Annotated in this window: 18 protein-coding genes, 1 tRNA gene and 2 pseudogenes; 9 read left to right on the forward strand and 12 right to left on the reverse strand. The window is 65.7% G+C overall.

All coding sequences use genetic code 11. The annotated features are described in order from the left end of the window. Nucleotides 1-232 precede the first annotated feature (232 nt). The 5 genes and pseudogenes from ACGLHR_RS17620 to ACGLHR_RS17640 form a co-directional block, all read right to left on the reverse strand. The gene (locus tag ACGLHR_RS17620) at nt 233-763 is read right to left on the reverse strand and encodes a chromate transporter (protein ID WP_318231975.1); all 531 of its coding nucleotides are present in this window, start codon (nt 761-763) and stop codon (nt 233-235) included. 155 nt (nt 764-918) lie between these two features. After that, nucleotides 919-1,491: pseudogene (locus ACGLHR_RS17625) on the reverse strand (chromate transporter); the annotation flags it as partial. A 102-nt stretch (nt 1,492-1,593) separates the two neighbouring features. Further along, nucleotides 1,594-3,945, reverse strand: coding sequence for a DNA topoisomerase IV subunit A (gene parC, locus ACGLHR_RS17630; protein WP_267603859.1), 2,352 nt, complete (start codon nt 3,943-3,945; stop codon nt 1,594-1,596). Nucleotides 3,946-4,025: 80 nt separating this feature from the next. Beyond that, nucleotides 4,026-4,817 (reverse strand): lytic transglycosylase domain-containing protein, encoded by a 792-nt coding sequence (locus ACGLHR_RS17635; protein ID WP_400095532.1) that lies wholly within the window; start codon nt 4,815-4,817, stop codon nt 4,026-4,028. Between the two features lie 58 nt (nt 4,818-4,875). Continuing rightward, complete coding sequence (locus ACGLHR_RS17640; protein ID WP_400095534.1) at nt 4,876-6,867, reverse strand: DNA topoisomerase IV subunit B; 1,992 nt, start codon at nt 6,865-6,867, stop codon at nt 4,876-4,878. Nucleotides 6,868-7,182: 315 nt separating this feature from the next. Between ACGLHR_RS17640 and ACGLHR_RS17645 the strand changes: the two genes are divergently transcribed. Together ACGLHR_RS17645 and ACGLHR_RS17650 are read left to right on the forward strand one after the other, a co-directional pair. Next, nucleotides 7,183-8,415 carry an MFS transporter gene (locus tag ACGLHR_RS17645; RefSeq protein ID WP_400095536.1) on the forward strand — a complete coding sequence of 411 codons (1,233 nt, stop codon included), beginning with the start codon at nt 7,183-7,185 and terminating at the stop codon, nt 8,413-8,415. Then, the gene (locus ACGLHR_RS17650) at nt 8,412-8,558 is read left to right on the forward strand and encodes a hypothetical protein (RefSeq protein WP_267603862.1); all 147 of its coding nucleotides are present in this window, start codon (nt 8,412-8,414) and stop codon (nt 8,556-8,558) included. The genes ACGLHR_RS17645 and ACGLHR_RS17650 overlap by 4 nt, the downstream gene beginning before the upstream one ends. 95 nt (nt 8,559-8,653) lie before the next feature. Here ACGLHR_RS17650 and ACGLHR_RS17655 read toward each other — a convergent pair whose 3' ends face one another. Continuing rightward, nucleotides 8,654-10,576, reverse strand: a complete 1,923-nt coding sequence (locus ACGLHR_RS17655) for an ATP-binding cassette domain-containing protein (protein WP_400095537.1) — start codon at nt 10,574-10,576, stop codon at nt 8,654-8,656. 511 nt (nt 10,577-11,087) lie between these two features. Here ACGLHR_RS17655 and ACGLHR_RS17660 point away from each other — a divergent pair. Beyond that, complete coding sequence (locus ACGLHR_RS17660; RefSeq protein ID WP_400095538.1) at nt 11,088-12,014, forward strand: amino acid ABC transporter substrate-binding protein; 927 nt, start codon at nt 11,088-11,090, stop codon at nt 12,012-12,014. A gap of 95 nt (nt 12,015-12,109) precedes the next feature. After that, nucleotides 12,110-13,300, forward strand: coding sequence for a benzoate/H(+) symporter BenE family transporter (locus tag ACGLHR_RS17665; protein WP_400095539.1), 1,191 nt, complete (start codon nt 12,110-12,112; stop codon nt 13,298-13,300). A 10-nt stretch (nt 13,301-13,310) separates the two neighbouring features. Here ACGLHR_RS17665 and ACGLHR_RS17670 read toward each other — a convergent pair. Further along, nucleotides 13,311-13,750, reverse strand: a pseudogene (locus ACGLHR_RS17670) (hypothetical protein). A gap of 342 nt (nt 13,751-14,092) precedes the next feature. On the opposite strand from ACGLHR_RS17670, the gene ACGLHR_RS17675 reads away from it, so the two are divergent. After that, nucleotides 14,093-14,425, forward strand: a complete 333-nt coding sequence (locus ACGLHR_RS17675) for a DMT family transporter (protein WP_400095540.1) — start codon at nt 14,093-14,095, stop codon at nt 14,423-14,425. 506 nt (nt 14,426-14,931) lie between these two features. Here the strand turns inward: ACGLHR_RS17675 and ACGLHR_RS17680 are convergent. From ACGLHR_RS17680 to ACGLHR_RS17690, 3 genes are all read right to left on the reverse strand, one after another. After that, nucleotides 14,932-15,432 carry an RcnB family protein gene (locus ACGLHR_RS17680; protein WP_400095541.1) on the reverse strand — a complete coding sequence of 167 codons (501 nt, stop codon included), beginning with the start codon at nt 15,430-15,432 and terminating at the stop codon, nt 14,932-14,934. Between the two features lie 276 nt (nt 15,433-15,708). Next, a tRNA-Arg gene (locus tag ACGLHR_RS17685) sits at nt 15,709-15,783 on the reverse strand. 109 nt (nt 15,784-15,892) lie between these two features. Next, the gene (locus ACGLHR_RS17690) at nt 15,893-16,288 is read right to left on the reverse strand and encodes a hypothetical protein (protein ID WP_400095543.1); all 396 of its coding nucleotides are present in this window, start codon (nt 16,286-16,288) and stop codon (nt 15,893-15,895) included. Nucleotides 16,289-17,287: 999 nt separating this feature from the next. On the opposite strand from ACGLHR_RS17690, the gene ACGLHR_RS17695 reads away from it, so the two are divergent. Beyond that, nucleotides 17,288-19,267, forward strand: a complete 1,980-nt coding sequence (locus ACGLHR_RS17695) for a DEAD/DEAH box helicase (protein ID WP_400095544.1) — start codon at nt 17,288-17,290, stop codon at nt 19,265-19,267. A 160-nt stretch (nt 19,268-19,427) separates the two neighbouring features. Here the strand turns inward: ACGLHR_RS17695 and ACGLHR_RS17700 are convergent, their stop codons facing one another. Both ACGLHR_RS17700 and egtD read right to left on the reverse strand, forming a co-directional pair. Next, nucleotides 19,428-20,687: an SUMF1/EgtB/PvdO family nonheme iron enzyme gene (locus ACGLHR_RS17700; protein ID WP_400095546.1), complete on the reverse strand. Its 1,260-nt coding sequence runs from the start codon at nt 20,685-20,687 to the stop codon at nt 19,428-19,430. Nucleotides 20,688-20,830: 143 nt separating this feature from the next. After that, a complete protein-coding gene (gene egtD / locus ACGLHR_RS17705) occupies nt 20,831-21,931 on the reverse strand; it encodes an L-histidine N(alpha)-methyltransferase (RefSeq protein WP_400095547.1) in 1,101 nt (366 codons plus the stop codon). A 532-nt stretch (nt 21,932-22,463) separates the two neighbouring features. Here egtD and ACGLHR_RS17710 point away from each other — a divergent pair. From ACGLHR_RS17710 to ACGLHR_RS17720, 3 genes are all read left to right on the forward strand, one after another. Continuing rightward, nucleotides 22,464-23,162: a TerC family protein gene (locus ACGLHR_RS17710; protein ID WP_400095548.1), complete on the forward strand. Its 699-nt coding sequence runs from the start codon at nt 22,464-22,466 to the stop codon at nt 23,160-23,162. A gap of 176 nt (nt 23,163-23,338) precedes the next feature. Beyond that, nucleotides 23,339-24,133, forward strand: coding sequence for a thymidylate synthase (locus ACGLHR_RS17715; protein ID WP_267603897.1), 795 nt, complete (start codon nt 23,339-23,341; stop codon nt 24,131-24,133). Further along, a complete protein-coding gene (locus ACGLHR_RS17720) occupies nt 24,130-24,630 on the forward strand; it encodes a dihydrofolate reductase (RefSeq protein ID WP_267603898.1) in 501 nt (166 codons plus the stop codon). The genes ACGLHR_RS17715 and ACGLHR_RS17720 overlap by 4 nt, the downstream gene beginning before the upstream one ends. Nucleotides 24,631-24,650: the final 20 nt, after the last annotated feature.

Raw genomic sequence — 24,650 nt, forward strand, 5'->3', positions numbered from 1 at the left:
CCATCTTCCCCATGACTGCATCTCCATGTTCAGTTTAGGAAGAATAGGTCTTTCTTTCTTTTGTCTCCACCCTCTTTGCCGCGCAAAGAAAAGTGACCGGCAGCCCCCGCAGGGGGATGTCGTATGGCTCTTGGGTCCAAAAACCAACGCCGCCCAAAGAAGCAGCGAAAGACCGCGCATGGTGGCTCTTGGCCCCAACAGCCACCACCACATCACCCATCCAAAATCAGACTCAAACCAACCCCAACAACCCCGCCCCAGCCCCCAACGCCACCAGCACCAGCGGATGCACCTTAGTCTTCAGCATCAGCACGATAGTGACCACCGTCACTGCCACCGCGGTCCAGCGGTGATCGACGCTCGCAGCAAGGATCCAGCCCGTTGCGAACAGCAGGCCAATGGTCAGCGTAGCAAGGCCGCGCCGGATCAGGCCGGGCCAGCGCGCCTGCGGTGAGCGGCCCGCAAAGTACTCGAAGCCGAGCGCGATCACGCTGGACGGCCCGCAGATGCCGATCATGCCGACGATGGCGCCGGCCAGGCCCGCCACCTGCCAGCCGAACAACGCGACGAACAGGATGTTGGGCCCGGGCGCGGCCTGCGAGATGGCGTACATGGCGGAGAACTGCGCGTCGCTCATCCAGGCGTTCGACTCCACCAGGAAGCGATGCATGTCGGGGATCGTGGTGCTGGCCCCGCCAATGGCAAGGAACGACAGCATCAGGAAATGCGTGAGCAGGCCGGAAAGCACGTTCGGTGAGCTCATGGCTGCGCCTCCCTGGTCACGGGCGGCACGGGATCGATGCCATCATCGCTGGACGGCATGGCCGGCATGGAAGACGCCTCGATAGCAGCCGGCACCAGCGGCACCAGCGGCACCAGCGGCACCAGCGGCGCCTGCGCGCGCCGCGCAAGCTGCTCGCTGCGCCACTCCAGCACCAGGCCCATCGGCACCAGCACCGCCATCACCGGCACCAGCGGCCAGCGCAACAGCCCGATGCCGACAAACGCAGCGCCACCGATCATCAACCCGCGCACGGTGCGCGGCTGGCTCTGCGCCAGCTTGAAGCCAGTCGACAGCACCAGGCCCGCCGACACCGCCGTCATGCCCGTAAGCATGCGCTGCACCGCCGCCACGTCGCGGTAGTGCTCGTACAGCAGCATCAGCGCCAGCACGCCCACCATCGGCACCATCACCAGCCCCGCAAAGGCCGCCAGCGCGCCGCGCAGCCCGGCAAAGCGCAGGCCCAGCATCAGCGCGAGGTTGATCACGTTGGGGCCGGGCAGCACCTGCCCGAGGCTGAGGAGCTCGACGAAATCGCGGTCGCCGAGCCAGCGGTTGCGGTCCACCACGGCGCGCCGCACGAAGGGCAGCACGCCGCCGAAGCCGGACAGCCCCATGCGCGCAAATTCGATGAACAGGCGCCGCGGCGTGGGCGGGGGTGCTAGCGCTACCATCGGATCGTCGCCGGCGGGGGAAGGAGTAACGGGCATCGTGTGTAACGGGAGAGGCATGGCCGCCCGGGCGGTCCGGCATGCCGGTAAAGAAAAAAGCCCCGCGCATTGTCGCGCAGGGCCAGTTCGGGTTGACGCGGCTTAGTTGCCGCTCGCCGGAGGCACGATCCGTACCGGCTCGATGCTTGGCTCCTTGAGCCTGAGATCGAGCGCACGGCCCTTGCGGGCGCGCTTGCCGACATAAGGCAGCAGCAACTGGCCGTAGAGCTTCTGCGAGCTCGGCTTGCCGCCGCGCCCGGCACCGGACACCACCAGGCCCGGCGCGCCCACTGCGATCGCCTGCAACAGCGTCTCCTTGGGCTCCAGCTCCATCAGGATCACGCCGCGGCCACCGGCCGAGAGCGACTTGATCTCGTCGAGCGAAACCAGCAGCATGCGGCCGTTGGCCGACAGGCAGGCCACGTGCGTGGCTTCCTCGCCGATCGGCGCGGGCACCAGCGGCGCATCGCCTTCGTCCAGCGTCAGGTAGGCGCGGCCGCCCTTCTGCCGGCTGACCATATCGCCCACCTTGGTCTGGAAGCCGTTGCCGCCGCGCGTGGCGATCAGCAAGCGCTGGTCGACGCTGCCGGCAAAAGTGTGGGCGATCTGGCTGCCAGGCTGCAGCTCGATCAGCGTGGTCACGGGCACGCCGTCGCCACGCCCGCCGGGCAGACCGGCCACCGGCACCGTGTAAGCGCGGCCATTGGTGCCGAACACCAGCATCACGTCCACGCTGCGGCACTCGAAAGTGCCATAGAGCGCATCACCCGCCTTGAAGGTGAACTGCTGGGCGTCATGGCCGTGGCCCTGGCGCGTGCGCACCCAGCCCTTCTGCGAGACCACCACGGTGACGGGCTCGTCGACCACGCGTACTTCGGCGTTGGCGCGGCGCTCCTCCTGGATCAGCGTGCGGCGCGGATCCTTGTCTTCCGGGCTGTATTGCTTGGCGTCGGTCTCGATCTCCTTGATGATGCGCCGGCGCATCATGGTCTCGGACTTGAGCAGCACATCCAGCTCGGCCTGCTCGTCGCGCAGGCTCTTGAGCTCCTGCTCGATGCGCAGCGCCTCCAGCCTGGCCAGCTGGCGCAGGCGGATTTCCAGGATGTCCTCGGCCTGGCGGTCCGACAGGCCAAAGGCCTGCATCAGCGCCGGCTTGGGCTCGTCGCTCTCGCGGATGATGCGGATCACCTCGTCGATATTGAGCAGCACCAGCATCCGGCCTTCCAGGATGTGGATGCGGTCTTCGACCTTGCCCAGGCGATGGCGCGTGCGGCGGGTGACGGTGGCAAAGCGAAAGGCGATCCACTCGCGCAGGATGTCGGCCAGGCCCTTCTGGCGAGGGCGGCCATCGGTGCCGATCATCACCAGGTTGATCGACGCGCCGGACTCCAGGCTGGTGTGCGCCAGCAGCGTCTGGATGAATTCCTGCTGCTCGATGTTCTTGCTCTTGGGCTCGAACACCAGCCGCACCGGCGCGTTCTTGCCGGACTCGTCGCGCACCGCGTCGAGCACAGCCAGCATGCCTTGCTTGAGCTGCAGTTGCTCGGGCGTGAGGGACTTCTTGCCCGTGCGCACCTTCGGGTTGGTGATTTCCTCGATCTCTTCGAGCACCTTCTGCGACGAGGTGCTCGGCGGCAGCTCGGTCACCACCAGTTGCCACTGGCCGCGCGCCATTTCCTCGATGATCCAGCGCGCGCGCACTTTCAGGCTGCCGCGGCCATTCTCGTAGATCTGCGCGATGTCGGCCGCCGGCGAAATGATCTGGCCGCCGCCCGGATAGTCCGGCCCCGGCATCAGCGCCATCAACTCGGCCAGCGTGATGTTGGGGTTGCGGATCATCGCCACGGTGGCTGCCGCCACTTCGCGCAGGTTGTGCGGCGGCACCTCGGTGGCCATGCCCACGGCAATGCCCGATGCGCCGTTGAGCAGCACAAAGGGCAGGCGCGCCGGCATCAGCTTGGGCTCTTCCATCGAGCCGTCGTAGTTGGGGATGAAGTCCACCGTGCCCTGGTCGATCTCGTCGAGCAGCAGGCGCGCGATCGGCGTGAGCCGGGCTTCGGTGTATCGCATGGCCGCCGCGCCGTCGCCGTCGCGCGAGCCGAAGTTGCCCTGGCCGTCGATCAGAGGGTAGCGCAGCGAGAAGTCCTGCGCCAGGCGCACCAGCGCATCGTAGGCCGACTGGTCGCCGTGCGGGTGGAATTTACCCAGCACGTCGCCCACCACGCGCGCCGACTTGACCGGCTTGGCGTCGGAGCGCAGGCCCATCTCGTGCATGGCGTACAGGATGCGGCGCTGCACTGGCTTCTGGCCGTCGGCCACTTCCGGCAGCGCGCGGCCCTTGACCACGCTGATGGCGTAGTCGAGATAGGCGCGCTCGGCATAGTGCGCCAGGGTCAGCGAGTCCGCTCCGTTGTCGGGCGAACCTGGGTCAAACGGAATGTCTTGTTGTTCCATGGATTGGCAAGAAGACGGCGCACCGCATCGTTGGCCGGTGCGCCGGTTGCATGTTGTTCGTTATGGTGTTCGGGATGGGATCAAGGCATGTTGCGGCGGCCGCCGATCACCATCTTGACGCGATTGACTCCCGCCCCGCCGAACCCCGCGGGCGCGCCGCCCGGACGGTAGAAGCGATAGAACTGCAGCACCGTGCTGACATATTGCTGGGTCTCGGGGAAAGGCGGAATCTTGTTGTTGTAGCGCTGCACCGCGCCCTCGCCCGCGTTGTACGCGGCCAGCACCAGTTCGAGGTCATTGGGGAACAGCTCCATCAGCCAGCGCAGGTAGCGCACGCCGGCCGAGATATTGGTGCGCGGGTCGGCCAGCTTCTGCTCGACCGTGCGCCGGGCATCGGCGCTCACGCCAAAACGCGCGCCGGTGTCGGGAATCACCTGCATCAGCCCGATCGCGCCCTTGGGCGAGACCGCGCCGGCATTGAAGCCGGACTCTACCGCCATCACTGCCTTGACCAGCGCGGGATCGACATTCTGCGCCGCCGCGATCTGGCGGATCATGGGCTCGACCGTGGCGATATTGGGATGGTTGACGACATAGCGGTAAAGCTTGTGCGTCTCCAGGTCGATCTGGCTGCCAGCGCCGGCACCCGCGCCAGCCCGGTAAGGCAGCGGGCTCTTGAGCTCGCCGCCGTTCTTCATGAACAGGGTGTAGCGCTCGTCCAGCTTCTCGTCCGAGAAATGCGCCACGCCGTCATCGTCGATATAGCCATACAGCGCCGCGTGGGCCGCAGGCATGAAGCCCAGGCAGGCCAGCAGCATGCCGGCGGCAATCCATTGCCGGGGACGGGTGCTGCCAGGTCTGGTCTTGGCCATCGGGACTCCTTGCGTCATGCAGGTATCGATCGGTTCGAACGTGGTGCGCCGGGATACATCAGATATCGGCAACCACTTCGTTGCCGCGCTCCTCGAGCCAGGTGCGCCGCTGCGCGGCTTCGCCCTTGCCCATCAGCATATTCATCACGCCCACGGTCTGCGGCAGGTCGAAATGGCCGAGCGCCACCGGCAACAGGCGGCGCGTGTCGGGATTCATGGTGGTTTCCCAAAGCTGTTCGGCATTCATCTCGCCCAGGCCCTTGAAGCGCGAGATCTGCCAGCCGCCGTCCTTGATGCCATCCTTCATCAGCTTGTCCTGGATGGCCACCAGTTCGCCGTCGTCCAGCGCATAGAGCTTCTGGGCCGGCTTCTTGCCACGTGCAGGCGCATCCACCCGGTACAGCGGCGGGCGGGCCACGCACACGTTGCCGTTGTCGATCAGCCTGGGGAAATGCTTGAAGAACAAGGTCAGTAATAGCACCTGGATGTGCGCACCGTCCACGTCAGCGTCGGACAAGATACAGATCTTTCCGTAGCGCAGGTTGGACAGGTCGGGCTCGTCGCTGGGGCCGTGCGGGTCCACGCCGATCGCGACCGCGATGTCGTGCACCTCGTTGTTGGCGAACAGGCGGTCGCGCTCGGTCTCCCAGGTGTTGAGCACCTTGCCGCGCAGCGGCAGGATGGCCTGGAACTCCTTGTCGCGCCCCATCTTGGCCGAGCCGCCGGCGGAATCGCCCTCGACCAGGAAAAGTTCGTTGCGGGTGACGTCGGTGGATTCGCAATCGGTCAGCTTGCCCGGTAGCACGGCCACGCCGGAGCCCTTCTTCTTTTCCACCTTTTGCGCCGCGCGCGTGCGCGCCTGCGCCTGGCGGATCACCAACTCGGCCAGCTTCTTGCCGTACTCGACGTGATGATTGAGCCACAACTCCAGTGCGGGACGGCTGAAGGTGGACACCAGCTTCACCGCGTCGCGGCTGTTCAGCCGCTCCTTGATCTGGCCCTGGAACTGCGGGTCCAGCACCTTGGCGGACAGCACGAACGAGGCGCGGGCGAACACGTCTTCGCTCATCAGCTTCACGCCCTTGGGCTGCAAGGCGTGCATCTCGATAAAGCTCTTGACCGCCTGGAACAGGCCTTCGCGCAGGCCGGACTCGTGCGTGCCACCGGCCGGGGTCGGGATCAGGTTGACGTAGGATTCGCGCACCGGCGCGCCGTCCTCGGTCCAGGCCACCACCCAGGAAGCGCCCTCGCCCTCGGCGAAGCCGTCCTCCCCCGGATTGGCGTCGGGGTCGGCGAAATGCTCGCCTTCGAACATCGGCACCACCAGTTCGGCGCCGCTGCCCTGCGCCAGCGCTTCCACCAGGTAGCCCTTGAGGCCCTGCTCGTACTGCCAGGTCTGGCGCTCGCCATTTTTCTCTTGCAGCAGCGTGACCTTGACGCCCGGCAGCAGCACAGCCTTGCTGCGCAGCAGCCGCTGCAGCTCGGCCATCGGGATCGTGGCCGAATCGAAGTACTTCGCGTCCGGCCAGACCTGCACGCGCGTGCCGCTCTTCTTCTCGCCGCGCTCGAGCTTGCGCGTGGCCAGCGGCACGGTGACGTCGCCGCCGGAGAAGGTCAGCGTGGAGCAGTTGCCATCACGCCATACGGTCACGTCGAGGCGGGTCGACAGCGCGTTGGTGACGGAGACGCCCACGCCGTGCAGGCCGCCCGAGAAGGCGTAGGCGCCGCCCTTGCCCTTGTCGAACTTGCCGCCCGCGTGCAGGCGCGTGAACACGATTTCCACCACCGGGACCTGCTCTTCGGGATGGATGCCGACCGGGATGCCGCGGCCATCGTCCTCGACGCTGATGCTGCCGTCGCGGTGCAGGGTGACCATGATCTCGGAACCGTGGCCGCCCAAGGCCTCGTCGGAGGCATTGTCGATCACCTCCTGCACGATGTGCAGGGGATTGTCGGTACGGGTGTACATGCCGGGTCGTTGCTTGACCGGCTCCAGGCCCTTCAGGACCCGGATGGAGGATTCGCTGTACTGACTGATTTTGCTCGCCATGGAGTCGCTTGCTTAGTGGGATTCTCGGCCAGCCTTGGCGGGGGCGCGGTTGCCGCACGCCAGCCAGGGGGGCCGGGCAGCCTGCATTGTAATGGAAGCGGGTAGCCGTCTTGATGCCAATCGTCACCAACGATCGCCGTGCACGATTCGACACATTCGATGTCGCGGACGGCACCGGAGTGGCGCCCGACGCCCTCCCGGGATGCGGAGTACACTCGCTCGCACGGCGTGGCCAAGGCGGTTCCGGACAGCGCCGACAAAACTAAAACAGCACCACAACAGCACAAAGCACACCGAGCCAGGATGCAGGACGCCATGCAGAACACGATTCAAAACACACAAAGAAAACCACTCTCCCTCACGACAGTCTTGATTTGCGGTGGCCTACTCGTCACCTTATCGATGGGTATCCGGCACGGCTTCGGCCTGTTCAACCTCCCGATCACGCAAACGCACGGCTGGAGCCGCGAGACCTTCGCCTTCGCGCTGGCGCTGCAAAACCTGATGTGGGGCGTGACCCAGCCGTTTACGGGCGCACTGGCCGACAAGTTCGGCGGGTTCCGCATCATGCTCGTCGGCATTGCGCTGTACGTGGCGGGCCTGGTCGTGATGGCCATGGCCACCTCGGGCACCGCCTTTGCCTCGGGCGCCGGCATCCTGATCGGCATTGCGCAGTCCGGCACTACCTATAGCGTGGTGTACGGCGTGATCGGCCGCGTGGCCAGCCCCGAGAAGCGCGTGTGGGCCATGGGCATCGCGGCGGCCGCGGGCTCGTTCGGGCAGTTCCTGATGATCCCGGTGGAGCAGACGCTGATCTCAACGGCCGGCTGGCAGAATGCGCTGTTCATCCTGGCGGTGCTGGCTTGCCTGATGCTGCCGCTGGCCTTCAGCCTGCGCGAGCCGCAAGGCGCAACGCACGCGCCCGGTTTCCAGCAGACCATCGGCCAGGCCGTGCGCGAGGCGTTCGGCAACCGCAACTTCCAGTTGCTCACGCTCGGCTACTTCGTCTGCGGCTTCCAGGTGGTGTTCATCGGTGTGCACCTGGCGCCCTATCTCAAGGACCGGGGCCTGACCGACCCGAAGATCGCCACCGTGGCGCTGGCGCTGATCGGCCTGTTCAATGTGTTCGGCACCTATAGCGCCGGCGCCTTGGGACAGCGCGTGCCCAAGCGCTTCCTGCTTTCGCTGATCTACATCACCCGGTCCGTGGTGATCGCCGGTTACCTGCTGCTGCCGCTCACGGCCACCAGCACCTGGCTGTTCGCCGCGATGATGGGGTTCCTGTGGCTGTCCACGGTGCCGCTGACCAACGGCATCATCGCGCAAGTGTTTGGCGTGCAGTACTTGTCGATGCTGTTGGGCGTGGTGTTTTTCTCGCACCAGATCGGTAGCTTCCTGGGGGCATGGCTGGGTGGCTTCCTGTATGACCGGACCGGCACCTACAACACGGTATGGATGATCGCGATCGGGCTGGGCGTCGTAGCGGCCCTGGTCAACCTGCCGATCCGCGAGCATGCGATCGCGCGGCCGCAGGCGGCGGCGGCATGAGCACGGCACACCCCGCTGGCCTTGCGCTTCGGGCAGCGGGCATTGCGGCGCTGGCCGGGGTGCTGGCGCTGGCCTTCATGGCCTACCTGCGGCCGGCGTTCATGGTGGATCTGACGAACATGGTGCTCGCCTGGTGCGGGTGAGCGCACGCGAAGACTAACAATCGCCCGTTGTTTCTCCCCTCTCCCCCTGAGGGGAGAGGGAGAGACAGCCATCGTCATGGCAGGCGATGTCGGCCTTACTGTGCCTCGGCCTTGGTCTTGGCTTCCAGCACTTCCCAGCGTTCCAGCGCCCCCAGCAGTTCCAGGTCGATCTCGTCGTGGCGGGCCGCCAGTTGCGCAGCCTTGCCCGCGTCGCTCACATACAGCGAGCCGTCCGCCAGCTGTGCGCTCACGGTCTTCTGCTCGTTTTCCAGCGAAGCGATGCGCTCCGGCAGTGTGTCCAGCTCGCGCTGCTCCTTGTACGACAGCTTGACCAGACGGTTGGCCGCGCGGGCTTCGCGCGGCTTCGTGGTTTCCGCGGCGGCCTTGCCCTCGCCACCGCGCGCGTCCTGCATGGCCGCGCTGCGCGCCGACTGCACCTGCCAGTCGGAGTAGCCGCCCACGTACTCGCGCCAGCGCCCGTCGCCTTCGGCAGCGATGGTGGAGGTCACCACGTTGTCCAGGAAGGCCCGGTCGTGGGATACCAGGAACACGGTGCCGCTGTAGTCCTGCAGCAGTTCTTCAAGCAGTTCCAGCGTGTCGATGTCGAGGTCGTTGGTCGGCTCATCCAGCACCAGCACATTGGCCGGGCGCGCGAACAGGCGCGCCAGCAGCAGGCGGTTGCGCTCGCCGCCGGACAGCGACTTGACCGGCGAGCGCGCGCGTTCCGGTGCGAACAGGAAATCGCTCAGGTAGCTCATGACGTGCTTGCGCTGGCCGTTGATCTCGACCCAGTCGCTGCCCGGGCTGATGGTATCGGCCAGCGAGCGCTCCAGGTCCAGCTGCGTGCGCATCTGGTCAAAATACGCCACCTGCATGTTGCTGCCGTTCTTGACCGTGCCGGCGTCCGCCGCCAGCTCGCCCAGGATCAGGCGCAGCAGCGTGGTCTTGCCCGCGCCGTTGGCGCCGATCAGGCCGACCTTGTCGCCGCGCATGATGGTGCCGGTGAAATCGCGCACCACCATCTTGGTGCCATAGGCTTTGCTGACATCGGTCAGCTCGGCCACGATCTTGCCGGAGCGCTCGCCTTGCGAGACCTCCAGCTTGACGTTGCCCTGCACGTCGCGGCGTGCCGCGCGGTCGGTACGCATCGTCTCCAGGCGCTGGATACGGGCCACGCTGCGCGTGCGGCGCGCTTCCACGCCCTTGCGGATCCAGACTTCTTCTTGTGCCAGCAGCTTGTCGAACTTGGCCTGCTCGACCTGCTCGGCGGCCATCTGCTCGGCCTTGCGGGTCTGGTAGGCGGCAAAGTTGCCGGGGAAGGAAACCAGGCGGCCGCGGTCCAGCTCGACGATGCGGGTGGCCACGCGGTCCAGGAAGGCGCGATCGTGGGTGATCAGCAGCACGCTGCCGCGGAAGGCCAGCAGCAGGTCTTCCAGCCAGCGGATCGCTTCCACGTCCAGGTGGTTGGTCGGTTCGTCGAGCAGCAGGATATCGGGCTCGGCCACCAAGGCCTGCGCCAGCGCCACGCGCTTCTGCATGCCGCCGGAGAGGGAATCCACGCGCACATCGGCGCTCAGGCTGAGCTGCGCCAGCGTGGTTTCCACCCGCGTGCGCAAGCCCCAGGCGCCGGCCGCATCGACTTCCGACTGCAGGCGGTGCAACTCGGCCAGCGAGTCCTCGTCGTGGTTGTCGTCCAGCGCCGCCAGCGCCGCTTCATAGGCGACCAGCAGGTCGTGGACCTTGCCCAGGCCCTGGGACACGGCATCGAACACGTTCACGCCAGGCTCGAACTGCGGCTCTTGCGGCACATAAGCCGAGGTCACGCCGCTCTGGCGCGCGATCAGGCCATCGTCCGGCGCGGACAAGCCGGCCACGATCTTGAGCAGCGACGACTTGCCGGAGCCGTTGCGGCCAATCAGGCCGACGCGCTCGCCGGCTTCCAGGGAGAAGTCGGCATGGTCGAGCAAGGCCACATGCCCGAAGGCAAGCTGGGCGTCGGAAATCGAAAACAGGGCCATGGGAGCAATACGAAAGGAGACAGCGAAAGGGAGGCAATTCAAGCGGCTTGAACCCGCGGCCGCGCGCCGGCGTCGGACAGCAACCGGGCGGCGGGGTGCCAGGTAGCCGGCATTGTAGACCACCTCCGCCCGCCCTCGCCGGAGGCGGCGCAAACCCCGCGCCTGCGGCCGCCACAAAAAAAGAAGGGCCCGCGCTCGCGCGGGCCCAAGAGTCTCTCCTCGGTGCCCTGCTCGCAAGGCACGGAAAGGAGCATAGCAAGCGACTCCGGCCGGCTCTAGTCGTACAAGTCCGTAAGGGAAAGCCCCGTCAACGCCCACCTGCGGCCCGCCTGTTGCGCGCCGCGCAACACCCCCCGCCATGACGATTGTCGAGCCGCTCGCCCCCGTGGAACAATGGCCGCCGGCCCGCAGGCCGCAGCACAACGGCAGCAATACAAGAACCGGTCCGAACCGGTGCAGGCGACCCAACGCCAATTCCGCTTGACGCCTTTTTCTTTGTACGGGGAATTCCATGATCCATCCGCGTGCGCAGCGCCTGCCGCTGCTCCTAGTGCTATCGACCCTGCTTTTGCTTTCGCTCGCCATCAGCGCCGGGCGCGCCGCCGCGCAGTCCGGCGGCACGCCGGTCCTGCAACGCATCGAACAGACCGGCGTGCTGCGCATCGCCCACCGCGAAAGCTCGGTGCCGTTTTCCTTCGTGGCCGACGGCAAGCCCCATGGCTATGCCATCGACCTGTGCCTGCGGGTGGCCGATGCCCTGCGCGGCGCGCTCCGGCTCCCGGGCCTCAAAGTGGAATTCGTGCCGGTCACGCCGGCCAGCCGCATCGCCGCCATCGTCGACGGCAAGGCCGATCTCGAATGCGGGTCCACCACCAACAACCGCGAGCGGCGCGAGCAGGTGGCCTTTACCATTCCGCACTACATCGCCGGCAGCCGCATGCTGGTCAAGACCGACTCCGGCATCCGCAAGCTGGGCGACCTGCGCGGCAAGACGGTCGTCTCCACGGTGGGCACCACATCGCTAGCGGTGGTGCGCCAGATCAACGGCGGCGGCGCCATGCAAATGCGCGTGGTGGAAGCCAAGGACCACGCCGAAGCCTTCGCCATGGTCGAGCAAGGCAAGGCCGACGCATTCGTGATGGACGACGTGCTGCTCTACGGCCTGCGTGCCAACGCGCGCGACCCGGCCAGCTACACCGTCACCAACGAGCTGCTGACGATCGAGCCCTACGCCATCATGCTGTCGAAGCAGGACGCCGAGTTCAAGCGCCTGGTGGACAAGACCCTGGTCGCCTCCATCTATTCGCTCGATACCCAGAAGCTCTACAAGAAGTGGTTCCAGTCGCCGATCCCGCCGCAAGGGGTCAACCTCGACATCCCCATGAGCTACCTGCTGCGCGATTCCTTCAAGTTCCCGAGCGACAAGGTCGCCGACTGAGCGCGAGGCCAGAACGGCGCAACTCGTGCGAAGATGGCGGCCCAGCCACTTTTTCCGCACGCGTTGCGTCGAATGCCCGTCCCGTGCCCCGCCCCATGTCCACCGCTGCCCTGAAGCTGACCGATCTCTCCGTCTCCGCCCTGGTCGCCGGGCTGATCGCCATGCTGACCGGCTACACCAGTTCGCTGGTGCTGATGATCCAGGCCGGCCAGGCGGCCCATTTGTCGGACGCGCAAGTCGCCTCGTGGATCTGGGCGTTGTCCATCGGCATGGGAGTGACCACCATCGGGCTGTCCCTGCTGACGCGGGCGCCCATCGTCGTGGCCTGGTCCACGCCTGGCGCCGCCCTGCTGATCGCCAGCCTGCCCGGCGTGCCCTACGCGGAGGCCATCGGCGCCTTTGTCATGGCCGCCGTGCTGATGACCGCCGCCGGCATGACCGGCTGGTTCGACAAGCTGATGCGCGCGCTGCCCGCCAGCATTGCCTCCGCGCTGCTGGCCGGCATCCTGTTCCGCATCAGCGTCGACGTGTTCGTGCAAGCCCAGCATCAGACCCTGTTGCTGCTGGCGATGTTCGCGCTATACCTGCTGGGCAAGCGCTTCTGGCCACGCTACGCGGTGCCGGGCGTGCTGCTGGTGGGCGTAGCGCTGGCCGACGCGCTTGGCCAGCTGCATTTCGAATCGTTCCATTTCGCGCTGGCCAGGCCGGTATGGACCACGCCGGCATTCTCGCTGCAAGCCTTCGTCAGCATCGCGGTACCGTTGTTCATCGTCGCGCTGGCGTCGCAGAATATTCCCGGGCTGGCGGTGCTGCGCGCCGACGGCTATCACATACAGGCCTCGCCACTGATCACCGTCACCGGCATCGCCTCCGCCCTGCTCGCCCCGTTCGGCTCGCACGGCATCAACCTGGCGGCCATTACCGCGGCCATCTGCACCGGCGCGCAAGCTGATCCCGACCGCAACCGGCGCTATACGGCAGCGGTGGTTTGCGGCATCGGCTATCTGGTCGCGGGGGCGTTGGCAGCCAGCATCGCCGCGCTGTTCGCGGCGTTCCCCAAAGCGCTGGTCGTGGCGGTGGCCGCGTTTGCCCTGCTCGGCTCGATCGCCAGCGGCCTGACCACGGCCATGCAAACGCCGGCCGAGCGCGAATCCGCCCTGCTGACGTTCATGATCACGGCCTCAGGCATGACGCTGGCCGGCGTGGGGTCGGCTTTCTGGGGCGTGGTGGGCGGCATGCTGGCGCTGATGGTCTTGCGCCCGCGCGCCGCCCCTAAGGCTGGATAAGCGCGAGCGCTTACAGCAGCAGGAAAGCGATATCCGCCGCGCCGATCCCGGAAATCGGCGTGCCCTTGCGTCGCTGAAACAGGATGTGCTGCAGCACCCGGTCGCGGTGCTCGGCAAACGTGGCAGGATCGAAGCGCAGCGGGTGAGCGCGTAATGCTCGGAGAGCAGCTTGTAGACCCGGTGGCGGACCATCAGCATTTCGCTTTCGGCCCGCAGGCGACTCATCTCGCCGGCGTTGTCCTCCTCCAGCTGCCGCATGCCAACCACCACGCGCGCATGCATGCCACGGTAGCGATCCAGTTCGCCGTGCGCCTTGCGCAACTCCTCGCGCAGCGCCCTCACCTCCTGCTGGAGCCTCATGTTGTGCTGCACGCCTCGCTGGATACGCGACGCCTCTTCCAGCGCAACATCGGCCGCGGCAATCGTGTTCTGCCAGACCCCCTGACCCATCGTCTGGCCATCCACCTGCGGCCACACGGTCTGAAGCTCATCCTCGCCTTTCATGACGCCCCCCTAGAACCTGACTCACCCGCCGCTGGCTTTATCACGTCCGCCAGCTGGTCGGGGCAACCGCGACCACCTTACAACGAGACTCCGGACTACCGGCGCCTGAACAACGCGCTCTACTCCCGATTGAAGATGGCATCCCGGCACGGGACAACCACCCGAAAGGAGGGATCGTCAGCCCGCAAAGCGGCTTCGACCATGCTTTGCACTGTACACCTAGCGAGGCCAGCCGGGCAGCTATGGGAAAATGTGGCCCCAGCGACAGCCAATCAGAAGGACCCATCGATGAACGCCTACGTACTACTGGCCCTCGCCATCGCAGCCGAAGTCATTGCCACCAGCAGCCTCAAGGCTTCCGAGAGCTTCACGCGCCTATGGCCAAGCGTGCTGGTGGTGGCCGGCTATGTCGGCGCCTTCTGCCTGCTGATGCAAGTCATGAAGACCGTGCCCGTGGGCATCGCCTACGCGATCTGGTGCGGCGCGGGGATCGTGCTCGTGCCGCTGATCGCCAGCGTGCTGTATCGGCAGGTGCCGGATCTGGCGGCTTGGGCGGGGATCGGGTTGATCATTGCCGGGGTGGCAGTGATTCAGCTGTTTTCGAAGATGGGGACGCATTGAGGCGTGCGCCATGTGGCGACAAGCCACTGAATTGCAATTTCTGGCGGCAGTCGCGGTGAAACGCTACGCTTTGTGCAGGAGTGGCGAGTTGCGGACATTGGAGGGCGGTCAAGCGTGCCATTGATTTTGGTGGAAGGCCTGCCAGGAACAGGCAAGAGCACCTTGGCTAAGCGCCTCTGGGACTTCGCGGCCTTGAACGGACGCGAGAGCGTTTGGTATATGGCATGCGTTGGGCCTGTTGTTGCCACTCCGCGACGGGAACGGCCTACACTGGTTGTATAGCCACCCAATAGGAGGCCGCCATGGTTGCCTCGCTAGTCGTCCTGCTTATCGGATTAGCGCTATGCGCGATCGTTGTCTGGGTACTCCGCGAGCGTGATCCGACCCTACTTTCGACACAGCAGCGTGCCGTTCAGACATGGTTTGACCATCTGATTCATCGGCACTAAGGCCGATCGTCAAATCATCACAGCCCGCCGCCAGGCGGGCTTTTTGTTCTCCGCAGTCTAGCGCCCGATGACCACCTGGAAGACTACGCCGGTCGGAATGGCGACCAGGAAATAATCCCCGCCGACCCCCACCCACTGGTATCCGCGCGGCGGAGGCGACAGCCGATAGGAGCGCCAGTCATCGATCACGTACTGACGCTGGCGGTATTCCGGGGGGCCCCTTTCACCTCTATGCCAGCTGCCAGGGCCCGGGCGATCAGCGCGACGATCAGGACCATACCCCCTATCCACCTGTCCCCTGCCCCTGTCGCCTTCCCAACTTCTGTCACCTTGCCGGCTGTGGTCACTGTCCCGGCCGCGGTCGCCTTGCCGGCTATGGTCACCATCCCGACCGCGGTCGTTGTAGCCCCCTCTATCGTGATCTTGTCCCTGATCGTGGCCCATGGGCGGCCTTCCGCGCTCATCGCCGCCAGGGCCCCTATCTTGGGCATAACCTGCAATCGAAGTGAGAGTACACGCCGCCATCGCCAGGCTGGCGAACATCTTGATCTTCCGCATCTCGATCTCCAAAAGCCCACGTGATTGAGGGGCCTGTACCGTTCAGTCTATTCGGGGTTCCCGAGCCACCCGGTAACGAAATCGTAACGCGTACCCATCACATACCCAGCGCGACCCTCACTTGCGCATCTTTGCTCAGCCGATAGAGCGCGGCGCCCACCTCCGTCAGCAGCACCCTCAGCGGTTCTATGCGCTTTGGCATTTTTTCGTGGCGCCCGCGAGGCCTTGATTTACTTGGGAGGGGAGAACTTCAGAGAACTTCTGCGAACCATTTTGTGGTCCCGCCGGCAGGAATCGAACCTGCATTTCACGCTTAGGAGGCGCGTGTTCTATCCATTGAACTACGGCGAGGACGTTAGACACTCCCGGATACGTCAGTACACCTTGGCGGCGCACATCCTGGAGCAGGCACGGAGTATATCAAAATCCTCTCCGGCCCAGAAACGCGCGGGGACCCGCTTCAGCATTCGCCCTTCTTGGCGTGTCCCGGCGGGCAGTGATAGCCCTTGTCCTTCTTGCGGTACCCGCCGTCGCCGCGTCCGTCCCAGCGCTCCGGCACCAGCACCCAGCCACCGCTGGCCTGCACCCAGCGCGGCGCCTCGTACACGTAGCCGGCACGCTCGCGCTCCCATTTGCCCTTTTTCCATTTGTGCTTGTGACCGCGATCGTCCCAATCCCAATAGCCGGGCGCCCAGACGTAACCCGGACGAGCGACCGGGACGGCTTCATAGACCGGTGCCGGTGGTGGAACGCCAATCGCCACATTGAGGGATACCTGGGCAAGCGCTGCCGGCGCCAGGGCCAGCCCACTCATCAAGCTCGTCACTGCCGCTGCGCACAACACAATCCTTCGCATCTCGCCATCCCATTTGCCAGTCTTGATTAGCGCCAAGAATAGCCTGACCCGGGATTTCAGGCTGTTAGCAAAGGTATCAATGGACTACTTATGTCGCGAGAAGGAAACGCAGCGGCGTAGTGAGGTACAGCGAGCAACGCGTCGCCCCACAAACGAGAAGCCCGCCAGGAAACTGGCGGGCTGGTTGCGGACGGTCCGGACCTTCCAGGTCAACGCCGGCGCTATCGCGGCAACAGTCGTTGCAAGCAGCATTTCCCATGATTCCGCCCATGACGCGGACGTCCCTCCGGACCACCCGGAGAGTCGAAGGAAAGCTGGCAGTGACGCCGACTGCCGCGATATCAGCGGCTAGCAGCACTTAAAGCAAAGCGCCGAGGAAGGTCAGCGGGTATTCCAGGTCCGCTACCTTGCCGAGCAACCGTGTGCCCGACGGCTTCAGTATAGGCAGGCAGCCCGGGGATGCAACTTTGAATGCAAGGGCGTGGAATCGCCTTAAAAGTGCTGCATGGAACGCAAAACGCGGCCTTTTGGTCCTAGAAAGGAATTCCTATCGCAGTGCAACAAACTCACTTTTGTTTCTGCTATAATTCGCGCCGTGAGTTCGCACTGTGAGTTGTGCAACACGCCAGCCGGGTTCTTCCGGCAGGCGATACCGCCCCCGCTCTCAAGCTCTGCTCCCCGGTCCCGCCGACTGGCCTGCTTTATGTTGTCGTGTTGTTTGCTGCATCAAGGCCAAGTGGTGATACCCGACAGAACGCATTTCTCACCGACGTCGCCTCGTCTCCGATCCTGTTGAATAGCTCTATAGAGCTGTTTGCCTGCCAGGGACTGTCGCCCGGCCTTGTGCCCGGTGCCACCCTGCCTGCCGCCGTACTGCCAGCTGTGTCTGTCGTAACGGCCTCACCGATTGGCGCCGAAGCCTTTTTAAGACTTTGCACTGCGCCCGCCCCTGTTCGCTAGTTCGGCATGGGGTGCCATGCATTTAAAGAAAATTACGACATGACCCAGCACGACATTCGTGCGGAGCAAGATTTTGCCTCCGCCGCCGACGCATCGATCGAAGCCGCAGCCATCGCCACCCCCGCTATCCAGGAACCGAGCCCGCTCGACAAGCTCGACGCCATCCTCAGCCCGGAAGCCGCCGTGGCGCCTGCCGCTGTTGCCATCGATGCCGAAAACGGCTTCGCCAAGCTCGGCCTCGAAGAAGCCATTCTTCGCGCCCTGGTTGAACTGAACTACACCACGCCGACCCCGGTGCAGGCACAAGCGATCCCCGCCTTCCTGGCTGGTCGCGACCTGCTGGTTTCGAGCCAGACCGGCTCGGGCAAGACCGGCGCCTTCATCCTGCCGGCTATCCAGCGCATCAGCGAGAAGGCTTCGCCGAATCGCCCGCGTTCGGACGATCCGGTCAAGCGCATGAAGGGCAAGCGCCCCCGTCCGTCGCCGGCGCAACCCGCACTGCTGGTGCTGACCCCCACGCGCGAACTGGCCCTGCAAGTTACCGAAGCCACCGCCAAGTACGGCCGCCACCTGCGCCGCATCGTCTGCGCCAGCATCCTGGGCGGCATGCCTTACCCGAAGCAGCTCGCCGCGCTGTCCAAGATGCCTGACATCCTGGTGGCCACGCCGGGCCGCCTGCTCGACCACGTTGAAGCCGGCCGTATCGACCTGTCCCAACTGGACATGCTGGTATTCGACGAAGCCGACCGTATGCTCGACATGGGCTTCGCCGACGACATCGACGCCATCGTTGCCGCTACCCCGGCCACCCGCCAGACGCTGATGTTCTCGGCCACGCTGGACGGCCGCATCGCCCAACTGGCTTCGCGCCAACTGCGCGATCCGCAACGTATCGAGATCGCCGCGACCCGCGCCGACCAGAGCAATATCGAACAGCGCCTGCACTTCACCGACGACATGTCGCACAAGGAAAAGCTGCTGGACCACCTGCTGCGCGACACCACGCTCAAGCAAGCCATCGTCTTCACCGCGACCAAGCGCGATGCCGATTCGCTGGCCGAGCGCCTGTCGGACACCGGCTTCGCAGCCGGCGCGCTGCACGGCGACATGACCCAGGGCGCGCGCAACCGCACCCTGACCTCGCTGCGCCGCGGCAACCTGCGCATCCTGGTGGCAACCGACGTGGCCGCACGCGGCATCGACGTGCCCGATATCACCCACGTGGTCAACTTCGACCTGCCCAAGCAAGCCGAAGACTACGTCCACCGTATCGGCCGTACCGGCCGTGCTGGCCGCTCGGGCGTCGCCATCAACCTGGTGAACCACGGCGACATGTTCCAGTGGAAGCGCATCGAGCGCTTCACCAACAACCGTGTCGACGCATCGGTCATCGAAGGCCTGGAGCCGCGTCGCTCGCCGAAGCCGCGTTCGGGCTTCGCCGGCAAGCCGGGTGGCGACCGCGGTGGCTACCGTGGCAACAGCAATGGCGGCGGCTATCGCGGCGGTGAAAACCGCAGCTTTGGCGACCGCAAGTTCGGCGGCGGCGAAAGCCGCGGCTTCGGCAGCCGTGATGGCGCCGCGCGTCCCGCAGGCGATCGCCCGTTCGGCGACCGTGACGGCAACCGTGGCTTCGGCGACCGCAGCAGCCTGGGCAACCCCAATGGCAACAGCACCGGCTATCGTGGCCAGGGCGGCCAGGGCGCGGCCGGCGGCCAGCGCAGCTTCAACAACGAAGGCGGCGGCTATCGCGGTGGCGACAACCGTGGCTTCGGCAATCGTGACGGCGCAGCTCCCCGCAGCTTTGGCGACGGCAATCGTGGCGCCGGCTTCGGCGGCGGTGCAGCCGGCAATGGCGGCAACGGTGGCTACCGTGGCGGCGAAGGCCGCAGCTTCGGCAACCGCGATGGCAACCGTGACGGCGCGCCCCGCAGCTTCGGCGACGGCAACCGCGGCGGCTTCGGCGGCGGCCAGCGCAACGGCAACGGCAACACCGGCGGCCGCTCGCGTTTTGAGCGTTGATTCGGAGCGTTGATTCGGAACGTTAATGCGCCCGGCGCAATGGGCTCACCGCTTCGGCGGTGAGCTCTCGCAGCGCAAAGAAAAAGGCACCTTCGGGTGCCTTTTTCTTTGCGCTGGCCGCTTCAACCATCCGCGCTCGCCACGGGCAGCCAGCGCCCCGCTACATCGAACAACTGCGAAAGCCGACGAACGCGAAATCGTCCTCGGGCAACAGTGCCAAGCGCGCACGCGCATGACGCTGGCGCGCCGGGCTGGCGAAAGAGGTGCCCCGCACCACCTGGTGGCTGGCAAAGCAGTACACGTATTCCATATCGGCGGGGCTCGCCTCGAATCCCGCGTAGGGCTCGTACGGCGTCGCCGTCCACTCGCGCACCATGCCCCAGCGCAGGCCGCCGCGATCCTGGACGGCGGCCAGCTCCCATTCCGTTTCCATCGGCAGGCGCCGGCCCGCCCAGGCGCACCAGGCTTGCGCCTCGAACAGGCTGACGTGACGCACGGCCTCGTCAGGGTTCAACGTGCGCAGACTGCCGAAACGCAGGGCCATCCAGGCCCGCGACTCAGGATGACGGGCCCAGTAACGCGGCGCCGAGCGATCCTGCATCATCAGCCACTGGCGCCCCGCCGCCGACCACCACGACGCGCGCTCATAGCCGCCGTCCTCGACGAAATCGAGGAACTGGGCATTGCTGACCGGCGCGGCATCCATCTCGAAAGCCGGCACATAGGTGGGCTGCGCCGGCCGTTCATCGGGCAGCGCGAAGCCATCCGGCTCGTTCCAGCCCTGGATGAAACGCCCGCCGGGAAACTGCAACGTGCCGCCTTGCGGCACCGATACCGATGGCAGGGCAATCGCAGGCTCCACGGGGGCAACGCCCAGCGCCTGCAGCAGCGCGGCGATGGCCTCGCCCTGGCGGTCCTCGTGAAACAGCGCGCGGCGCCAGGCGTAGAGCGTGGCATCGCCATCGTCGGGCTGCGCCGCCAGCCGGCGCAGGACGGCATCGAGCACATCGGCGGCGTAACGCTTGACGACTGCCACGTCAGGCAGCGCCACCTCCCAGCGGGCATCGGAATCGATGCGATCGGGATCGAACCACTCATCCGCGCCGGTCAGCAGTGACGGCACACCAGCCACCTGCAGCCAGGCGCCATCGCGCTCGAGCGTGCGCACGTCGCGCAGGCACCACCATTCGGCATGCCAGGCCACGTGCCCGAGCGTCCAAAGCGGCGGGTCGGCAAACTCCTGGCGTGGCACCTCCCAGCCGCGCCGGGTCTGGCCAAAGGCTGCCAGCCAGGCCAGGGTGCGGTTGCGCGCTTCCACCAGTGCCTGTGCCAGGCCTTCGCGCGGCAGCCGCCGGGCGTCGGCCCAGACGGCCTTACCGCCGTTGAAATGAAGGTCGGGAAGCATGGAGAAGCCGCTCATCGAACACCCTGCCGGAGAATGGGATTCGCACCCGGTTGCGTGGCCCGGCGAGCCGCGTGCGCCATGCGCCGCACCTTTCGCCGGAGAGATGCGGGCATTATGACACCAGCCCCGCCCGCCCCCGCGCGGGCGGCCCGCAGGCTTCAGGCCCTGGCGTGGAACACCGCGAACCAGCCGCGCGGATCGGTCCACCAGACCGGATCGTCGAAGCCCGCAGCCTCGAGCAAGGCGGCGAAGTCGTCCGGGCGGTATTTATACGAATCCTCAGTGTGGATTTGCTCGCCCGCGTGGAAGTCGCGGCTGCCCTCGGCCCAGCGCACGGTGACCTCGCGCTCGGCTTGCAGGTGCATCTGGATACGCGAGCCCTCGCGGTCGAAGCTGGCCACATGACGCCAGTCCTCAAGCTGGAAGTCGCTGCCGACGATGCGATTCAGGTTGCGCAGCACATTGCGGTTGAAGGCGGAGGTCACGCCTAGCGGATCGTCATACGCGGCCACCAGCGCCTGCTCGTCCTTGAGCAGGTCCACGCCGATCAGCACGCCATCCCCCCTGCCCGCCGCGGCCCGCAGCCGCTGCAGCAAGGCCTGCGCCTGGGCCGGCGCGAAATTGCCGATGCTCGATCCCGGATAGAAGAACAGCCGGCGCCCGTGCCTGACTTCGGGCGGCAGGTCGAGCGGCACGCACAGGTCGGCGCCCAGGCCAAGCATGGGGATCTGCGGATGCTGCTGCTGCAGGCAGAACAGCGTGCCGCGCAGGAATTCCACCGAGATATCGAGCGCCACGTATTGTGCCGGCTGCAGGCTGCCGAAGAGCCGGGCCGCCTTCTGGCAGTTGCCAGCGCCAAGGTCGATCAGTACGCACCCACTGCCGGCGCGCGCGGCCATGGCGGGAGCAAATGCCGAAAAGACCGAGGCCTCGGTGCGCGTGGGGTAGTACTCGGGCAGGTCGGTGATGGCCTCGAACAGGCGGGAGCCGAGCACGTCGTAGAAGAATTTGGGGCTGATGCTGGCGGCGCCGGCAAGCAGGCCGCGCGTGATCTCGCCGCGTAGCGCGCCACTGTCCTCGTGGTACTGCTGGATGAAATCCAGCCGGGGCACCGGGTTCGGCTGTGCTTGGCCGTTGGCGACGACGACGCTGCTGGCGGGAGAGCCGTTGGGTTTCAGGGCAGAGGTGCCGTTGTGATTGGCTTGGGTGTGCTTGAGGCGTGCGTTCAGTGGATTCAGCGGGGTCGGGACTGCCGGCATGACGTTTCCTTGATGGTCGATGGGCACTACATAAAACCCCCAGGGGCCCGCACGTCACGGCATGCGCGGGGCTCGCACGGGATCCGCCTCCGGTGACGTCTGGGGCGCATCAGCCGATGCAAGTCTTCTCAGGATAGCTGGCGAGCGCGGAGTGTGCTTACCGCACTGCACAAAATCCTCCGCGCCGAAGCGCAAAAAGTGCTTCATGTTGCGCAGTAACAAGCCACCACAAAAAAGATGCAGCATCGTTTATAATCCGCCTCAGCGTATCTGCTTCGGGCCTGCCCCGAATTGGATCGCCCCTCAAAGGGGAGTAGCTCCGGGGCCATGCCCTTAGCACAATCGTCATTCCGGGACTGACAGTCTCCGGTTGTGCTGACCGCGCCAAGTACCATCGGCGGTCGAGCAAGACCTTTGCAACCTGGTTTCATGGTTTGCAAAGGCGCCTCCCAAGCCCCCCCACACATCATGTCTCCAGGCCAAACCGGTGCATACGCACGGCTCTTAGCTATTCGTTGTTCGAGGAGATTTCATGGAATGGTTCACCGATTTGTTCACGATGCAGTTCCTGACGGCACTGCTGTCCATCGTCGTCATTGACCTGGTACTGGCCGGCGACAATGCCATCGTGATCGCACTGGCGGCGCGCAACCTGCCGCCCCACCTGCAGAAGAAGGCCATCATCTGGGGGACCGTCGGCGCGGTCGTGGTTCGTTCGGCCATGACGGTCGGGGTGGTGTGGCTGCTCAAGATCCCTGGCCTGCTGCTGATCGGCGGCGCGGCCCTGGTGTGGATTGCCTACAAGCTGCTGTCCGACGACGGCAATGGCGATGAGCATGGCGCGGGCGCGACCACCCTGGTGGGCGCGATGAAGACCATCATCATCGCCGACGCGGTGATGGGCGTGGACAACGTGCTGGCTGTGGCCGGCGCGGCGCACGGCAGCTTCCTGCTGGTGGTGCTGGGCCTGCTCATCAGCATCCCCATCGTGGTGTGGGGCTCGAGCCTGGTGCTCAAGCTGATGTCTCACTTCCCCTCGATCATCTTCGTGGGTGCCGGCGTGCTGGCCTTCACGGCGGTCAAGATGATCGTGAGCGAGCCGCTGGTCAAGGCGTTCTTCAACACCAACGCCCTGGCTTACTACGGCCTGTTCGTGCTGGTCATCGGCGGTGTGCTGGGCGGTGGCTACCTGGTGCAAAAGCGCCGGGCTCCGGCTACGGCTGCGCAGTAATGCAGGATGAGGCCTGCGCCTGAGGGGGCTGGCCAATGAGAACGGGTCGCCGCGAGGCGGCCCGTTTTGCTTTGCGATAAAATGCCAAGTCTTTAGCAATTTGCTAATCGCTTGGCAGATTGCCCAGATACAGCGCACACTGCTGCCGCATCACTTTTTCCCCAACACCCGCGCCGATGAAACAGTACCTCGACTTCATGCGCCATGTGCAAGAGCATGGCACCGAAAAGGCCGACCGCACCGGCACCGGCACGCGCTCGGTGTTTGGCTACCAGATGCGCTTCGACCTGCGCGAAGGCTTCCCGGTGGTGACCACCAAGAAGCTGCACATGAAGTCGATCATTCACGAGCTGCTGTGGTTCCTGAAGGGCTCGACCAATATCCAGTACCTGAAGGAAAACGGCGTCAGCATCTGGGATGAATGGGCCGACGCAAACGGCGAACTCGGGCCGGTCTATGGCTCGCAGTGGCGCGCGTGGCCCACGCCGGACGGCCGCCACATCGACCAGATCAGCGACCTGATGACGCAGATCCGCAGCAATCCCGATTCGCGCCGGCTGATCGTGTCGGCCTGGAACGTGGGCGAGATCGCGCAGATGAAGCTGCCGCCCTGCCATGCATTCTTCCAGTTCTACGTGGCCGACGGCCGGCTGTCCTGCCAGCTGTACCAGCGCAGCGCCGATATCTTCCTCGGCGTGCCGTTCAATATCGCCAGCTACGCGCTGCTGACGCACATGATCGCGCAGCAGACCGGGCTCGATGTGGGCGATTTCATCTGGACCGGTGGCGACTGCCACATCTACAGCAACCACGCCGAGCAGGTGGCCACCCAGCTCGCGCGCGCGCCGATGGCGCTGCCGCAGCTGAAGATCCTGCGCAAGCCGGACAGCATCTTCGATTACAAGTACGAGGACTTCGAACTGGTGGGCTACGAATCGCATCCGGCCATCAAGGCACCGGTGGCCGTATGACGCTGTTGACCCTGATCGTGGCAAAGGCCCGCAACGGCGTGATCGGCCGCGACAACACCCTGCCCTGGCGCCTGCCGGAAGACCTGGCGCATTTCAAGCGCACCACCATGGGCGCGCCCATCGTGATGGGCCGCAAGACGTGGGAATCGATTGGCCGGCCGCTGCCGGGCCGGCGCAATATCGTGGTCAGCCGCAACCGCGACCTGCGCATCGAAGGCTGCGACGTGGCGAACTCGCTGGAAGACGCGCAGCGGCTATGCGTGGGTGTGGAGCAGATCTTCCTGATCGGCGGCGCGCAGCTATATGCCGAGGCCCTGCCCAGCGCGGACCGGCTGGTGGTGACGGAGATCGATGCGGATGTCGAAGGTGACGCGGTGTTTCCGCCCATCGACCCGCAGCAGTGGATCGCGACGCAGCGCGAGCGGCATCATTCGGAGGCGAACGGCTTCGACTACGCGTTCGTGACGTATGAACGCCCGCCCTCAGGCGAGGAATAACGGTCGGCTCAAACGCCTGG

Source organism: Cupriavidus sp. CuC1 (genome assembly GCF_044627735.1).
GTDB lineage: Bacteria > Pseudomonadota > Gammaproteobacteria > Burkholderiales > Burkholderiaceae > Cupriavidus > Cupriavidus ulmosensis.

Coding starts and splice junctions, on each gene's coding strand:
- ACGLHR_RS17680 (WP_400095541.1), bottom strand. CDS start 15,432: ATGCGGAAGATCAAGATGTTCGCCAGCCTGGCGATGGCGGCGTGTACT.
- ACGLHR_RS17665 (WP_400095539.1), top strand. CDS start 12,110: ATGTCCACCGCTGCCCTGAAGCTGACCGATCTCTCCGTCTCCGCCCTG.
- ACGLHR_RS17675 (WP_400095540.1), top strand. CDS start 14,093: ATGAACGCCTACGTACTACTGGCCCTCGCCATCGCAGCCGAAGTCATT.
- egtD (WP_400095547.1), bottom strand. CDS start 21,931: ATGCCGGCAGTCCCGACCCCGCTGAATCCACTGAACGCACGCCTCAAG.
- ACGLHR_RS17620 (WP_318231975.1), bottom strand. CDS start 763: ATGAGCTCACCGAACGTGCTTTCCGGCCTGCTCACGCATTTCCTGATG.
- ACGLHR_RS17715 (WP_267603897.1), top strand. CDS start 23,339: ATGAAACAGTACCTCGACTTCATGCGCCATGTGCAAGAGCATGGCACC.
- ACGLHR_RS17695 (WP_400095544.1), top strand. CDS start 17,288: ATGACCCAGCACGACATTCGTGCGGAGCAAGATTTTGCCTCCGCCGCC.
- ACGLHR_RS17655 (WP_400095537.1), bottom strand. CDS start 10,576: ATGGCCCTGTTTTCGATTTCCGACGCCCAGCTTGCCTTCGGGCATGTG.
- ACGLHR_RS17660 (WP_400095538.1), top strand. CDS start 11,088: ATGATCCATCCGCGTGCGCAGCGCCTGCCGCTGCTCCTAGTGCTATCG.
- ACGLHR_RS17690 (WP_400095543.1), bottom strand. CDS start 16,288: ATGCGAAGGATTGTGTTGTGCGCAGCGGCAGTGACGAGCTTGATGAGT.
- ACGLHR_RS17640 (WP_400095534.1), bottom strand. CDS start 6,867: ATGGCGAGCAAAATCAGTCAGTACAGCGAATCCTCCATCCGGGTCCTG.
- ACGLHR_RS17645 (WP_400095536.1), top strand. CDS start 7,183: ATGCAGAACACGATTCAAAACACACAAAGAAAACCACTCTCCCTCACG.
- ACGLHR_RS17720 (WP_267603898.1), top strand. CDS start 24,130: ATGACGCTGTTGACCCTGATCGTGGCAAAGGCCCGCAACGGCGTGATC.
- ACGLHR_RS17700 (WP_400095546.1), bottom strand. CDS start 20,687: ATGAGCGGCTTCTCCATGCTTCCCGACCTTCATTTCAACGGCGGTAAG.
- parC (WP_267603859.1), bottom strand. CDS start 3,945: ATGGAACAACAAGACATTCCGTTTGACCCAGGTTCGCCCGACAACGGA.
- ACGLHR_RS17710 (WP_400095548.1), top strand. CDS start 22,464: ATGGAATGGTTCACCGATTTGTTCACGATGCAGTTCCTGACGGCACTG.
- ACGLHR_RS17635 (WP_400095532.1), bottom strand. CDS start 4,817: ATGGCCAAGACCAGACCTGGCAGCACCCGTCCCCGGCAATGGATTGCC.
- ACGLHR_RS17650 (WP_267603862.1), top strand. CDS start 8,412: ATGAGCACGGCACACCCCGCTGGCCTTGCGCTTCGGGCAGCGGGCATT.